Origin of the sequence: Neotamlana laminarinivorans (assembly GCF_020523925.1) — a bacterium.
GTDB lineage: Bacteria > Bacteroidota > Bacteroidia > Flavobacteriales > Flavobacteriaceae > Neotamlana > Neotamlana laminarinivorans.
The window spans coordinates 459,021-473,407 of the sequence record NZ_JAJAPW010000004.1; the positions used below are offsets into that span (position 1 = coordinate 459,021).

Annotated in this window: 9 protein-coding genes; 6 read left to right on the forward strand and 3 right to left on the reverse strand. The window is 32.9% G+C overall.

Annotation, left to right across the window (positions count from 1 at the left end):
- Positions 1–15 precede the first annotated feature (15 nt).
- The 3 genes from LG649_RS11470 to LG649_RS11480 are packed head-to-tail and all read right to left on the reverse strand — an operon-like array spanning position 16 to position 2,306.
- Positions 16–642: a DUF5683 domain-containing protein gene (locus LG649_RS11470; protein WP_226543952.1), complete on the reverse strand. Its 627-nt coding sequence runs from the start codon at positions 640–642 to the stop codon at positions 16–18.
- Entirely contained in the window at positions 632–1,537 is a 906-nt protein-coding gene (locus LG649_RS11475; protein WP_226543953.1) for a ParB/RepB/Spo0J family partition protein, read from the reverse strand. Before LG649_RS11475 ends, LG649_RS11470 begins: the two co-directional genes overlap by 11 nt.
- Before the next feature lie 4 nt (positions 1,538–1,541).
- A complete protein-coding gene (locus LG649_RS11480) occupies positions 1,542–2,306 on the reverse strand; it encodes a ParA family protein (RefSeq protein ID WP_226543954.1) in 765 nt (254 codons plus the stop codon).
- A gap of 481 nt (positions 2,307–2,787) precedes the next feature.
- Here LG649_RS11480 and LG649_RS11485 point away from each other — a divergent pair, with 481 nt between their 5' ends.
- From LG649_RS11485 to LG649_RS11510, 6 genes are all read left to right on the forward strand, one after another.
- The gene (locus LG649_RS11485; RefSeq protein ID WP_226543955.1) at positions 2,788–4,008 is read left to right on the forward strand and encodes a T9SS type A sorting domain-containing protein; all 1,221 of its coding nucleotides are present in this window, start codon (positions 2,788–2,790) and stop codon (positions 4,006–4,008) included.
- Between the two features lie 94 nt (positions 4,009–4,102).
- Positions 4,103–6,376, forward strand: coding sequence for an alginate lyase family protein (locus tag LG649_RS11490; protein WP_226543956.1), 2,274 nt, complete (start codon positions 4,103–4,105; stop codon positions 6,374–6,376).
- 427 nt (positions 6,377–6,803) lie between these two features.
- A complete protein-coding gene (locus LG649_RS11495; protein ID WP_226543957.1) occupies positions 6,804–10,028 on the forward strand; it encodes a SusC/RagA family TonB-linked outer membrane protein in 3,225 nt (1,074 codons plus the stop codon).
- Positions 10,029–10,034: 6 nt separating this feature from the next.
- Entirely contained in the window at positions 10,035–11,594 is a 1,560-nt protein-coding gene (locus LG649_RS11500) for a RagB/SusD family nutrient uptake outer membrane protein (protein WP_226543958.1), read from the forward strand.
- 12 nt (positions 11,595–11,606) lie between these two features.
- Complete coding sequence (locus tag LG649_RS11505; RefSeq protein ID WP_226543959.1) at positions 11,607–12,815, forward strand: hypothetical protein; 1,209 nt, start codon at positions 11,607–11,609, stop codon at positions 12,813–12,815.
- Positions 12,816–12,836: 21 nt separating this feature from the next.
- Positions 12,837–14,330, forward strand: coding sequence for a PKD domain-containing protein (locus LG649_RS11510; RefSeq protein WP_226543960.1), 1,494 nt, complete (start codon positions 12,837–12,839; stop codon positions 14,328–14,330).
- Positions 14,331–14,387: the final 57 nt, after the last annotated feature.

Consider the following 14,387-nt stretch of genomic DNA (forward strand, 5'->3'; position numbering starts at 1 on the left):
TCTGTTTTGTAAAGGCTAAAACTTAAAATTTAATGTAAGGCCTAAATTATTTGTAGCATTAATTTCATTAAACTCGTAATGTGGAGCTAAAGATAAGTTTTCATCTACGTTGTATTGCATTAAATGCGCATCAACATTAGCATCAATTATGTTTAAAGCATATAAACCAATAGTTACTAATAATGAAATTTCTTTTTGTTGTTTGTAAAAATCTTGCGCAGTTTCAAGATTGTCGGTAGATATTCTAGGCTCGTCTAATAGTGTTCCGTCGGTATCGTAATAAAATTCATCATTTGTAAAACCTGCAAGTCTACTTTTATAAGCATCGCGGTAACGATTGTACTGCTTGTTATTATCAATATAAAAATAAAGTCCTGTGCCAAGTGCGGCATATACAATAGGAACTTTCCAGTATTTTTTATTGTAAACTTGACCCAAACCAGGCAAAATAGCTGAAAAAAAAGCAGCTTTGGCAGGTCTTAACGGATCTATAGGTTTAGATATTTTAATTACAGAATCTATTACAACTTCCTTAGGAAGCTTTTCTTGTTCTGGTTTATCTTCACTTTTATCGGTTTGAGCTATTAATGAAAAACTGAAGCATAAAAATAATAGGCTTAATATTAAATTTTTATTTAGCACCTTCAACTAATTTTTTAATGCGGTTAAAATCTTCTTCGGAATGAAAGGGAATAGTAATTTTTCCTTTACCGTTTTTAGAGACTTTAACGTCAATTTTATGCCCAAAGTATTCCGAAAAGGAATTTATTCCACTTTTTATAAATGTAGGGACAGTACCTTCAGTTTGTTTTGAAGAGGTTTCAGGGTTTGGTGAATTGTGATTTCTTACAATGTTTTCTGTTTCTCTAACAGATAGTTTTTTGGTTAGTATTTTTTCGTAAATATCTAACTGGTCGCTAGTATCTTCTATGGCTATTAATGCTCGCCCATGACCCATAGATATAAAGCCATCACGCATTCCTGTTTGAATTATAGGATCTAATTTAAGCAGACGTAAATAATTTGTTATTGTAGATCGTTTTTTACCAACTCGCTCACTCATTTGCTCTTGAGTAAGGTTGATTTCATCAATTAAACGTTGGTAAGATAAAGCAATTTCAATAGGATCTAAATCTTGTCGTTGAATATTTTCAACCAGAGCCATTTCTAACGATTCTTGATCGTTAGCTATCCTTACATAGGCAGGAATAGTTTCTAATTCTAATAGTTTAGAGGCTCTAAAACGACGCTCACCAGACACGAGTTGATATTGGTTGTGTCCAATTTTTCTAACTGTTATTGGTTGAATTATTCCTAATTCTTTTATTGATGAGGCAAGTTCTTGTAAAGATTCTTCGCTAAAATTAGTACGTGGCTGAAACGGGTTAACTTCAATAAAACTTAAATCAAGTTCTATGATGTTGCCTATAACTTTATCTGCATTTTTATCTTGTGCCGATTTTATATCATTTTCAGGATCTTTTAATAAGGCCGAGAGCCCTCTTCCTAAAGCTTGTTTCTTGTTTGCCTTCGCCATAATTTTAGGAGTTTTTATTTATAATTTCTTTAGCTAAACTTAAATAATTGTTGGCGCCTTTACTTGAGGCGTCAAAATTAATTATGCTTTCGCCGTAACTAGGAGCTTCGCTTAATCGAACATTGCGTTGTATTATAGTTTGAAAAACCATATCGTTAAAATGTTTTTGTACTTCCTCAACAACTTGGTTAGAAAGTCTTAAACGAGCATCATACATGGTAAGTAATAAGCCTTCAATATCTAAATCTTGATTATGAATTTTTTGTACACTCTTAATTGTGTTTAGTAATTTACCTAAACCTTCAAGTGCAAAATATTCGCATTGAATTGGAATAATTACAGAATCTGCAGCAGTTAAAGCATTAAGAGTTAGTAAACCTAACGATGGTGCACAATCTATTAAAATATAATCATAATCATCTTTTATAGGTTTTAATGCTTTTTTAAGCATGTACTCACGATGATCTTTGTCTACCAATTCAATTTCTATAGCAACCAAATCAATGTGGGCTGGAATAATGTCAAGATTAGGAGTATCTGTATTTAAAATAGCATCTTTTGGTTCATGCGAATGTTCTAAAAGTTGGTAGGTGCCAATTTCAACAGATTCAACATCTATACCAATTCCCGATGTAGCATTTGCCTGAGGATCGGCATCAATAAGTAATACTTTTTTTTCTAGAACGCCTAATGAAGCAGCTAAATTTATAGACGTAGTTGTTTTACCTACGCCTCCTTTTTGGTTAGCAATTGCAATAATTTTACCCATTAATCAGTTTGGTTTTATTAGCGGTAAAAATACGATTATTTCTTAGTAATAAAAACGGAACTTGTTAACAAAACTGTAAAAGCATTTTTTTGGTTTATTTCGGCTTGGTATTATGATTAAACTCAGCCTTTTTGGCGAATTAAAATGATTGTAATTTTAAAGTGCAGAATTGTTTTGTGTTCTATTTTAGGAATTATAAACAGATTGTTAATCATCTAGATTTTGTTTCGTTTTTAATTTTTGTTTTTATAAAGCGTTGTCTTTTAGTTATTTATTTGTAAATTGATGGGGTGCAAAATTATTTAACACGAGTTGTGAGCTTGTAATTTTTAAATGTTAATTTTTTTGTAAAAATGGAAAATAAATGTATTTTTGGTAAACCAAATTGGTTATCCAGTTTGGTTTACCACTAAACACCGACTTTAAGCTGCTAAAATCTAGCTGCCTAATGTAAAGCTAAATAAACTTAAACTAAATTATTATGACAAAAACTCTACCTTTAAAAAAAGTCAAATCCTATAAATTAGCTCTGGCAACAATTGCGTGTCTAGTAGTTTCGTTGTCTTGGGGGCAACAAGTTATAGGTGAATTCCCAATTATGGATGGTGGTTTTGAAGCGCAACCAGCAGGAACAATGGGTAATGCTGGGTCTAATCAGGCTGGAACTGCTCAAACGGAATGGACTGTTTCTTCTTCTTCGCGAGCTGCAATTAGAGAAATCGAAAACGATGCTTCTAAAGCGCGTTCGGGAAACTACTCAGCTACAATGAAATTATTAGCTTCAGCTGGAGACAATATAAGATTGCAGAGTATTTCAACAGTTTCTCCTCAAGACATGAAAGTGTCTACAGAATATACAATTCAATTTTTTTATAAAGCAGCTGCAAATCCAGGAGATGATTTAGATCCGGGAATCTATCTAAATAATACAAGTGGTGGTAGCGCTGGTAATAAAACCGACCTAACTGCTTTTGTAGCGAACACATATACAAAAACTTATGCAACTAGAACTTCCGCTGATACCTTCAACGCTTCTAACTGGGCTGTAGCCAGAATGTCGGGTAGTAATGAAACAGAAGTGACCTTTGATGATTTTGTAGTTTATTCAGGTGCTTTAGATGAAACTGCGCCAGATGCTCCTACGGGAGGAACATATGATGTTTCTGGAAATATCGGATGGACTGCACCAGCAAGCGGTATAGATAACGGTGGATATGTAGTAGTTAAATATACAACTATGCCAAATGCAGATAACGATCCTAATCAAAATGGTATTTATCAAGTTGGAAACACCACAAATAATGGTACTGGTGGTTTGTCTGGAGAAATTGTTTATGTAGGAACATCAACCGCATTTACAGATACCTATGTTGCAGGTTCATATTATAAAGTGTATACAGTTGATAAGGCATTTAATTATTCTGAAGAGCTTGTTATTTCAGATTCTGTTTTAAGTGTAGATGAAGTGTTTGCTTCAAATTTTAAAATTTACCCTAACCCAGCAAAAGATTTTTTAAATATATCGACCTTAAATAATGTTAACATTGAATCTGTTAAACTGTTTAATTTGATTGGTAAAGAGGTGTATTCAGGAGGTTCATCAACACAGCAAATAAATATTTCAAATTTAAATAAAGGGTTGTACCTGTTAAAAATTGAAGCTGATAGTGGATCTCTAAACAAAAAAGTTATTGTTGAATAATTTAATAGTTGAATTAGTCTTAGAAAGAAAGGTTTAGTTTTAAACCTTTCTTTTTTATGTAATATAATGTTTTAAGAAAATTTTAAAAGTTAAAATGAATTTATTGAAAGTTTTAAAGAGGGTGTCAATGCTTATGGCGTTGTTAATTATGTTAGCTTGTAACGAAACAAAAAGCTTAAAAAAAGTAAGTGTTGATGGTGAAACAAAAGTCTCGCATCCAAGTTTAATTATAACAGCACAAGGTGTAGAAGATATTCGTAATAACCTAGGTAGTATACCCATTTTCGATAAAACTTTAGAAGAAACAAAGGCAATTGTAGATGCCGAAATAGAAAAAGGAATAGATGTTCCGGTTCCAAAAGATTATTCTGGAGGTTATACACATGAGCAGCACAAAAAAAATTATGTTAACATGCAAAAAGCAGGTGTGTTGTATCAAATTTTAAATGATGAAAAATATGCCAAATATGTAAAGGATATGTTGTTTGCATATAAAAATTTATATCCTACACTACCTGTACATCCTCAACCGCGATCGTATGCAAGAGGAAAACTGTTTTGGCAGTGTTTAAACGATTCAAATTGGTTAGTTTATACAAGTCAGGCTTATGATTGTATTTACAACTATTTAAGTAAAGAAGAACGTGATGATTTAGAAATTACATTATTTAAACCTTTTGCAGATTTTATATCAATAGAAAATCCACAATTTTTCAATCGTGTACACAATCATAGCACTTGGGGTAGTGTAGCTGTAGGAATGATTGCTTTAGTTATGGAAGATGATAGTCTTTTAAACAGAGCGCTTTACGGTATTAAAGGTCTTGATATGGATCCAAGCATGAAAGATAATGATGGTGGTTTTATAAACAAGGATGGTAAAGCTGGGTTTTATGCAAATTTAGAAGAGCCTTTTTCTCCAGATGGTTATTATACCGAAGGTCCTTATTACCAAAGGTATGCATCATATCCTTTTTTAATATTTGCTCAAGCTTTACAAAATAAAAAGCCAGATTTAGGCGTGTTCAAATTTAAGGATAGCGTACTTTTAAAAAGTGTAAACGCTTTACTTAATTTATCGGATGCAGACGGAGATTTTTTTCTTTTAAACGACTCTCAAAAAGGAATGTCTTACTACAACAGTGCTTTGGTTTCTGCAGTAGATATTGCATATCAATTTGGCGGAAAAAATCCTGAGTTGTTAAGTATTGCTAAAAAGCAAGACCAGGTTACTTTAGATGATGCTGGATTATCGGTAGCATTAGGTATTAAAAACGATTTAGAAAAACCTTTTGTAAAACGTTCAGTTCAGCTTACTGATGGTCCAAATGGAGATCAAGGGGCAGTGGGTATTTTAAGAAAAAATCCTATAGAGGTTGTTTTTAAGTATACAGCTCACGGTTTAAGTCATGGCCATTTCGATAAACTATCATTTGCATTATTTGATAATGGTGATGAGGTAGTGCAAGATTATGGTTTAGCGCGTTATGTTAATATAGAACAAAAAGGAGGGGGAAATTATCTTAAAGAAAATAAAACTTGGGCCAAACAAACTATTGCACATAATACCTTAGTACAAAATCAAACTTCCCATTTTCAAGGAAAATACAGTATTGGAAGTAAGTATCATTCAAATCAGTATATTTTTAATGTATCTAACAATAATGTTCAGGTAGCAAGTGCTAAAGAAAGTAATGCATATCCAGGAACAAATATGCATCGTACAATGGTTTTAATACAGGATGAAAATTATACAAATCCAATTGTATTAGATATTTTACGAGTAAATTCATCAACACAAAATCAATACGATTTACCTTTTTATTATTTAGGGCAATTAATGCAAACTAATTTTGAGTATAATAAACTAGAGGTGCCTTCAGTATTAGGGAAATCAGATGGATATCAGCATTTATACAAAGAGGCTACAGCAAAATCTTCAGGTGATAACATGCAATTAAATTGGTTACACAATAATAAATTTTACACTTATACTGCAGTAACTAATGCTGCTGATGAAATTATATTAGCTAGAATAGGGGCTAACGATCCTGAGTATAATTTAAGAAACGAACCAAGTTTAATAATAAGAAAAAAAGGAGTTAAAGATGCTTTGTTTGTTTCGTCAATAGAGTCTCACGGAACCTATAATCCTGTTACAGAACTGGCAATTGACGCTTATAGTAATATAGATAAAATTGAAGTAGCTTATAATTCAGTAGATTATACAGCTGTTAGAATTATAATGAAATCTAAAGAAGAAAAGCTCTTTGTTATTTGTAATAATGATAACCAGGAAAATAAAACGCACAGTATTACTTTAAACGGAACGACTTACAGCTGGAAAGGTGTTTTTACTTTAATCTAGCTATAAATCATAGTTAAATTAAAATCTTCTAAAGCTAGCTAATTATGTTGTTAATTTAACAATCTCTTCGTTTAATATTTAAGATTAAGTGTAGTATATACCTAATTATATGAAGATTTTTATGGAATTAATGTTAAAATTTTGTTTTAGTTTTTATTAACAAAAAAATAACATATATTTGGTAAACCAAATTGGACAACCAATTTGGTTTACCAATAACTGAAAAAGACATAAAACTAAATTCGTATATGAAAACAAACTAGATACTCTAATGCCCGCATTGTTGGCTAACCATAAGTTTTTCTTCAGGTTAACAACATTACCATTCGTAATTAAAATTACAAACTTTTTAAATAGAACTATAACGATTTAGTTGGCATGGTTATTTGCCACTTTATTAACATATTTTATTAAACTAAAACAAACAATGAATTTAAAAAACAAATTAACTCTAGTTGCCTTGTTGTTTTTTGGTTTTACGGTTCTCGCTCAAGAAAGCGTTCTTAGTGGAACTGTTGTAGCCGAAAAAGATGGCATCCCTATTCCAGGTGTAAACGTTATTGTATTAAACACCACAAAAGGAACAACAACCGATTTTGATGGAAATTTCCAAATTAAAGTCGATGATGGCGAAGTTATTCAATTTTCTTACATTGGATTTCAATCTAAAACTGTAATTGCAGCAGGTCAAAAAAATCTTAACATTAAACTTGTTGAAGATTTAGCTAAGCTTGACGAAATTGTGGTGGTAGCTTATGGAGACCAAAAACAAAAAAACGTAACCAGTGCATTAACCAAAGTATCATCAAAAGATATTGAGGATGTTGCGGTTTCTCGTGTAGAAGATGCGCTACGTGGTAAAGTTGCAGGTTTACGTATTCAAACTGTGGCATCAGAAGCAGGTGGTGATCCAAAAATTACCTTACGTGGTCCAGGATCCATTACAGGAGATTCTTCTCCTTTGATAGTTGTAGATGGAGTAGTATTAGGTAATGATGCCGATATTTTAGCTTCTATTGATAATAATAATATTGAATCTATAAGTGTATTAAAAGATGCATCATCTGTTGCTATTTACGGTTCTCGTGGTGCAAATGGTGTAATACTTGTTACGCTTAAAAAAGGTGTTACAGGAAAAACAAGATTTTCATACAACACATTTACAGGGTTTAAATACGCTACAAAAAACAGTAATTTTAATACAACCATAGGTCAAGAAAGAGCTCGTTTAGATGGATTGCAGTCAACTGTAAGTGCAATAACAAATACAGATAATTACGATAGAATTATAAGTGATTATAATACAGCATATGCAGAGTTGGAGGCTATGGAATTTATAGCATCTCTTGGTGATGGATGGAAAAACTGGCAAGACGAAATATTTACAGGAGGTACAATTACTAACCATTCTTTTGCTGTTCGTGGTGGGTCAGAGCTTACCAATTATTCAGCTTCTTTTGGTTATTTAGAAGATGAAGGTATAACTATAGCAGATAATTTTGAGAAATATAATGCTAGGATAAAAGTTGATAGCAAATCAAAAAATAAGAAAATTAGATTTGGTGGAAATTTACGTGTTAACTACAACGATCAAGATAGATTACCAGCAAGATTTACAGATCCGTTAAGACAGTACGGTCATATTCCATTATACTTAAACGAAGATCATTTAGATTACGTAACAAACTTTTCTACAGCAGTAGGTGTATCTACAGATGCTGGTAAATTATTTGAAAATTTAGGTGTAGGTAGTTATGGCTTTTCTAGAGCATTCGATCATGTTTTTACAATAGATCCAAATAACCCACAATCTATCTTAAGAGATTCGAGCACAGGATTACCTGTTGCTAGCGATTTAACTTCTGGAGGGTTAACGCTTTCTACAACTAAAAATGTTCATCCTTTAGTGCACTTTTTAGAAAGATCTAGAAAACGTAAAAAATTAACACTAAATGCTTCTTCTTATATCGATTTTGAATTAGCTGAAGGTTTAAATTTCAGACAAACAATTTCTGGAGTGTTTAGACATAATAAAGCAAACGATGCAGATTATTATTACGGACAAGAAAACAGAGATCAAGAAGCATACAGATTAGAAAGTAGAGATGAAGTAAACCAATATGCATTCGAATCTATTTTAAAATACAATAAAAGTTTTGGGAAGCATAGTTTAAACTCTGTTTTAGGTTTTGAATATACTAGAAGAGATTTTTACACTCAAGAATCTGAAGCGGTTGGCTATACCAACGATTTTAACAATAATATTGCTTTAGCCGACGGCGGAACAACATTTACAGATAACGGTACAGATAAGTTAGTATCTTACTTTGGAAGACTTGATTATAACTACGATGAAAAATACTTATTTCAAGTTTCGGCACGTACCGATGGTAGTTCAAGATTTGGTTCTAATACAAGATTTGGGTTTTTCCCAGCAGCATCTTTAGGTTGGGTTCTTTCTCAGGAAGATTTCTTATCATCTAGTGATGTAATCAGCTTTTTAAAATTAAGAGCAAGTTATGGTGTTTCTGGAAACAACGAAATATCTAGCAATGTTTACGACTCGTTATATAGATTCGATGAAACATTTAGTACTGTAGGCTATAACTCGCTAACAGCAGTAAAAGCAACAACTTTGGCAAACCCTAACTTAGGATGGGAAAAACTTATAGAATTTAACCCAGGTATCGATATTACATTTGGTCGCGGATTGTTAAACTTCTCGGCAGATTATTATACTAGAACCAGTGAAGATTTAATTCTTTTTGCTCCAGTAGCTGCCGTTTACGGTGCAGATAACTGGTTACAAAATATTGGTGAAGTAAAAAATTCTGGTGTAGAATTAGAAATCGATTCTAGAATATTAAGCAACGAAAGCTTTAGTTGGAGAGTTTCTGGTAACTTCGCGTTAAACAGAAACGAAGTTGTAAGTTTAGGTAATAACGATCAAATAATTTCTACAATAGATCAAGATACAAGGCCAACTCAATTTATTGCTAAAGTAGGTCAACCAATTACATCTTTTTATGGTTGGGTTTACGAGAAAGAAATACCATTAGAGTGGGTAGATAATCCATTTAACCGTTTTAATAATGATTTTGCAAACGTTTATGTAAAAGATTTAAACAACGATGGTATAATTGATGATGAGGATAGAACAGAATTAGGAAGTCCTTATCCAGACTTTACTTGGGGCTTTAATTCAGATATAACTTGGAAAGCATTCGATTTTGCATTCCAATGGCAAGGTTCTCACGGTGCTGAAGTACGAGTAGCAGATTTAGATCAATTATATTACGCAAGTGAATCAGCAGTAAATCCAGTTTCAAATTTCCCAGATTTCGATTTAACTGTACACAGACGTTTTACAGACGATCATATTCAAGACGCATCCTTTGTGGCGTTACGTAATGTAACCGTTGGATATACTGTTCCAGAATCTTTTACATCAAAATATTCAATAGATAGATTAAGATTCTATTTAACAGGAGAAAATTTACTGTACTTTATGGCGAGTGACTATGAAGGTTTTAACCCAGAAGCACAAGGACAAACGTCAGATAATGCAAATACCCCATTAACATCTGGATATCAAAGAGGTGATGGACCTGTGGTAAGATCAATTTCAGCAGGAATTAACTTTCAATTTTAATTAATTATGAAAAAGATATACAAAAATATAATCATTTGTTTTGCATTCTTAGCCTTATTAACGAGCTGCGAAGAAGAACTTGATTTAAACAACCCAACAGCACTATCTTTAGAAGAATTGTTGCAAACTGAAAATGGTTTTGATTTGTTGGCAAATGGAGTTTTAGATGCTTATCAAAAAGTTCCTGCTAACGAGTTTTTATTAACAGAATTAAGATCTGATAATGTACGCGCAAACTCAGAAAACGGAAACTTTCCTGACATCAATGCTTACATTATAGACCCTAGTAACGGAGATGTAGCTACATACTATTCGAATAACATGGCTACAATTAAGCACGCTAATAATATTATTGATAATAGATTTTTAGCGCCAGAAAGCTACCAATATGCGGTAGGTGAAGCTTATTTTATGCGTGCATTGTGTCATTTTAATCTTGTAAGAGCATATCAAAATATTCCTTATATCGATAAGGTTTTAGATGTAGCAACAGAAGAAGCATTAGATTATCCACAGTTACCAGAATCTGAAGTGTACGAGAAAATTATTGAAGATTTTAAAACTTCAATAGCATATCTTAATGGCGTAACACAAAATAGATACCGACCATCTGAAGCTGCAGCCATTTGTTTAGCAGCCAAAGCTTATTTAAGCCAACCAAATCCTAATTACACAGAAGCCGAATTACTTTTAGCTTCAGTTGTAGAAAACAATGGTTCTTATAACTTAGATTTATTATCTACAGAAACAGACCCAAGTTTATCTACAGGAGAGAATAACTATAATTTAGTTTTAGATTACGGTAATATTTTTGGAAATGAATTTGTAGGATCGTACTCTGATGCAGATGGAACACCAGATGGTACATGGACCAATAATTCTGGTTTAGAAATAAATGAAGAAGTTATATTCTCAATCGCTTACGATTATGAAAGTAGCGATAATTATGTAACTAGTGATAGTGGTTTAGATGATCAAATTGAAACAGATTCAGAGTCGTTTAGTTTTGCTATGACCTTGCAAGGACCTTCAAATGGTGTAAACCTTGCCTCATTGGATTTTCTTGAAGTAATGACTCCAGAATTACAACCAGTTCGTTTTTACGCTTCTGTAAATGCATTAAATTATGGTTCTTTCTTATCAGATCCTAGTGTAGATGTATTTAACGTAAAGTTCCCAACAGATGGAGAAATAGGAGATAACGATTGGATTGTTTTACGTTATGCAGATGTATTATTATTATATGCCGAAGCTATATTAGCTGGAGGAGATAGTACTACAGATGCAAGAGCTATTGATGCTTTTAATCAAGTAAGAGCTAGAGCAGGTTTAGATGAAATAGCAAACCTTACTAGAGATATGTTACTTGAAGAAAGAAGAGTAGAGTTTGTTTACGAAAACCAAAGATTATACGATCTAATTAGATTTGGAGAAGCAGATACTGTATTACAAGCATTCTCTGATGCTAACAGCTTAAATTATAATCCAGATTTAAAATATCTACCTTTCCCTCAAAGAGAAATAGATAACTTACCAGATTTTTACTCACAAAATAGTGGCTATTAAAAAAGAAATATTATGAAAAAAATCCTATTTAACATAAAAAGCATAACACTTGCGGCTTTTATCTCATTAGCTTCTTGTGTTAGTGACGACCTTGCCGATGTTGGTGATTTAGAAGATTTCACTGGGCCAACACCGTTTTACAACTTTTCAGATATTACTACTTCAGAATTCGATTGTAACGATGTAGAGTTGTGGGCAAAATACGAATATAGTTTTCAAGCAGGTTCTAACCTAGCCGTAAATGGTACACAATACCAATGGGCTTTTACAGATGCAAGCGGTAATGCAGTAACAGATTTTAATTTGGTTAATCCAGATTTAAAAGTTTTAGAATTATTAATTGAAGCAGAATTAGCTACGGTTGTAGCGATAGAAGATGATATTGCCGATCTTGAATTTAAAATACCTTGTGAAGATGATGCTGCTAAATTAGCGGTTATGGAGGCAGAAATTGAAAGCTTAGAAGCACAATTAGAAGCTGCAGAAGCTGCACTTACAGACGAAACTTTACAAAACGTTGCAGATTATGAAGCGCAAATTGAAGCACTACCAGAAGCAACTTTACAAGATCAAGAATTAATTATTGAATTTCCAGAACCAGGAGATTACATCGTATACTTAACAGTAACCGATAATTTAGGAAAATCTGATATTACTGAAAAAATAGTAACAGTAGCACAAGCAGTTCCTTCTGTACCAGTTCCAGAAATTGCAGAGGCAGGTTTTGAGGATAATAGCTTATTCGATGGTTCTGGTGATGGTAGAGATTCATGGAGAGTACCAAGCAACGATGCATGGAGTCCAGTTGGAGGGGGTACTACTGTAATTCAAATTAACTCTAAATCAGAAGAAGGAATTTTACCTGAAGGTATTCAATCTGCAAAATTCCCATCAGATGGATCAAGAGTTGCTTATCAAGAAATTGAAGTTACACCAGGCGCCGAATATGTAATAACTTATTTTAGTGCGTTTAATATGGATGCAACTGGAGAAATGAATGTGTCTATTTTAACGCCAAACACTTCATCGTATGCAGAGGCACAATTAGAGGCAAATATTATCGCTTCACGAACCGATACCAACGATGGAAGAGTGGTTGATGTATTCAAGCAACATGCTATTACTTTTGAAGCTGGAGAAAACGAATCAGTAATCATTTTTGCTACTAATTCGGGAGACGAAGCAAGATTAGATGCTTTTGCTATAACCGTTAAACAATAATAAGTTTTAAAATTTTAAATTATGACTTACAATATAAATAGAAAAAATATAGTAGGTGTTTTCATTTTGGCCTTATCGCTATTTATGATTTCATGCTACGATGCGGGTTACGAACCGTTTGAAGCTCCAACAGGAAATGTAAATGATATACAACCTAACACTTTATTTACTACCAGTACAAGTGCAGACGATAATTTAACCGTTGTTTTTAGAAGTTATTCTACAGATGCAGCATCTTACTTATGGGATTTTGGTGATGGTAATACATCTACAGAGGCTAATCCAGATTATACATATGCAGAGGGAGGTTTGTATTTGGTTACATTAACAACTACAAGTTCAGATGGTTTAGTGGCAGAGGCTTCGTCTGAAGTGTCTCCAATTTCAGTAGATTTTAGTTTTACTTCAATCGATTCTCAGGTAACTTTTACTAATTTATCTACAGGTGTAGCTAGTTTAGTATGGGACTTTGGTGATGGAACTACAATTGATTGGGCTGAAGAAGATACTACAGACGACCCAAATTATAGCCCTGTATACTCTTACACAACAGCAGAAACATTTCAAGTAACCTTAACAGCTACTAACTATTTAGGTGTAGAGACTTCAGTTACTAAAAACATAGAAGGTTTAGTATTATCTACAGTACCAGATTTCACATTCGATGTGTCTTCATTAACAGTAGACTTTACAGATGCTTCAACTTTAGCTGTTTCTCATAGTTGGGATTTTGGTGATGGAAATACGTCAACAGAAGTAAATCCATCTCACACATACGCTGTTGCAGGAACTTACGATGTTACTTTAATAACAACTAATGATGCTGGTGTATCAAGAAGTATCACAAAACCAGTACCAGTAGGAGGTATAGAGGCTTCATTTAAAGTTATTGTGCAAAATAGTGAATGTAACGACCATACTGCAACTACTGGAGATAATGCAGATGCTTGGGATATGACGCCAAATAGTACGGTTATAGATGATGATTTAGGAGAAATAGAAAGTCCTTACAGAGCTTTATGGAATAATTCAGATTTAAACGCCTATATAGATGCAAATTTCTGTACTAACGAGCAACCAGGGTCTACTAGTGATGGTAATAAATTCGGTCCTAACGCTGGTGGAGGTCGTGGTGTTAAAATTAGCGAAGCTTGTCGTCGTTTATATCAATTAGTAGCTGTAGAGCCAGGTGTAGAATATACGTTTACAATAGACTCTCGCTCTGAAGCAGCAGGAATTTCTACTGAGGTGTTTATTTTAAATAATGAAATTACTACTGAAGACGCAATCAATACAGAAGCAGAAAGAGCAATCAATACAGATGCTTATTATGTTATTGATAACGATTTTAATAGTTCTAAATCATCAAGTACAGACGATACCTTTACTACAACAACGTTTACTTTTGAAGCAACATCCAATATAGCAGTTATTTATGTTAGAGCTTTAAACGCAGTTGATAGTAGTAATGAAGTGTTTTATGATAACATAGATATTATTACACCAGGATTTTAATGAATCTTAATTTTACTGTGATACCATAAAGTATTATAGAAGTTGCAAATTAATTGT